Raw genomic sequence first — 1,465 nt, 5'->3', positions numbered from 1 at the left:
AGCGCGCTGTCGACGACCCCCGCCGGGCGGGGGGGGGGGGGGGCGGGGGCGGGGCCGCGGGGGGGGGGGGCGCGCGGCCGCGCCCCCCCCCCCCCTGCGGCGAGGTGCGCCCCGGTCAGGCCGGGGCGCAGATCACTTGAGCTCGACGGTGGCGCCGGCGCCCTCGAGCTGCGCCTTCGCCTTCTCGGCGGTCTCCTTGTTGACCTTCTCGAGGACGGGCTTGGGGGCGCCGTCGACGAGGTCCTTGGCCTCCTTGAGGCCGAGGGAGGTCAGCGCGCGGACCTCCTTGATGACGCCGATCTTCTTGTCACCGGCGGCGGCGAGGATGACGTCGAACTCGTCCTTCTCCTCCTCGGCCGGAGCGGCGGCGCCACCAGCGCCACCGGCCGGGCCCGCGATCGCCACGGGGGCGGCGGCGGTGACGTCGAAGACCTCTTCGAACTGCTTCACGAACTCGGAGAGCTCGATGAGGGTCAGTTCCTTGAACGCGTCGATGAGCTCTTCGGTGCTGAGCTTCGCCATGGTGGCGGTCCTTCCTGTGCTGGGGTGATCCGCAGGAGTGCGCCTGCGGGCGGGTGTGGTCGAGTCCGCGGAGCTGCCCGGTCAGGCAGCTTCGGAACCGGCCTGCTTCTCCCGCAACGCTTCCACGGTGCGGACGGTCTTCGACAGCGGCGCCTGGAACAGGGCCGCGGCCTTGGACTGGCTGGCCTTGAGGACGCCGGCGACCTTGGCCAGGAGGACCTCGCGGGACTCCAGGTCGGCCAGGGCGTTGACGTCTTCGGCGCTGATCGCGCGGCCGTCGAGCACGCCGCTCTTGACGATCAGCTGGGGGTTGGCCTTCGCGAAGTCACGCAGACCCTTGGCCGCCTCCACCGGGTCACCGGTGATGAAGGCGATCGCGGAGGGGCCCGACAGCAGCCCCTCGAAAGCCGTGACGCCGGCTTCCTTCGCAGCGATGCTGGTCAGCGTGTTCTTGAGGACCGCGTAGGTCGTGTCAGGACCCAGCGCCTTGCGCAGGTTGGTGATCTGCGCAACGGACAACCCCCGGTACTCGGTGAGCACGGCGGCGTTGGACGCCTCGAACAGAGCCGTGATCTCCTTCACGGCCGCGATGTTCCTGGCTTTCGGCACGGGTGCCCTCCTTCCTTCGTCTCGGGGGAGCCGATCAGGCCCTGAACGCACGAAACGCCCCGGCGCAGGAGCGCGGGGCGTCGAAGGTCGAGACTCTCGAGGCTGGTGCTCACCTGCGCAGGTCGCCCGCGTGCACGGGGCCTTCTGCCACCCCCGGGAGGAGGCGGCGACCGGCGGTCTTCGGTACCCGTCAAGTGTACACGCCGTCACGGGGTGCTCGCGCCACGCGCGGCGCCGGGCCCGGGGACGCCGCGCGGGGGGGGGGGCGGGGGGGGGCGGGCGGCGGGGGGGGGGGGGGGGGGGGGGGGGGGGGGGGGGGGGGGGGGGGGGGGTG

General features: G+C 73.1%; 2 protein-coding genes. Both read right to left on the bottom strand.

Annotated elements, in window-relative coordinates; all coding sequences use genetic code 11:
• Positions 1-132 precede the first annotated feature (132 nt).
• Positions 133-522 carry a 50S ribosomal protein L7/L12 gene (gene rplL / locus ACRYM6_RS22970; RefSeq protein WP_432545210.1) on the bottom strand — a complete coding sequence of 130 codons (390 nt, stop codon included), beginning with the start codon at positions 520-522 and terminating at the stop codon, positions 133-135.
• Between the two features lie 81 nt (positions 523-603).
• Positions 604-1,131: a 50S ribosomal protein L10 gene (gene rplJ, locus ACRYM6_RS22965; RefSeq protein WP_432545209.1), complete on the bottom strand. Its 528-nt coding sequence runs from the start codon at positions 1,129-1,131 to the stop codon at positions 604-606.
• Positions 1,132-1,465 lie beyond the last annotated feature (334 nt).

Origin of the sequence: Kineococcus rugosus (assembly GCF_050871975.1) — a bacterium.
In the GTDB taxonomy this organism is placed as follows: domain Bacteria; phylum Actinomycetota; class Actinomycetes; order Actinomycetales; family Kineococcaceae; genus Kineococcus.
Note: the sequence above shows the minus strand (reverse complement) of the source record. Positions and strands in the feature narration are given on the sequence as shown.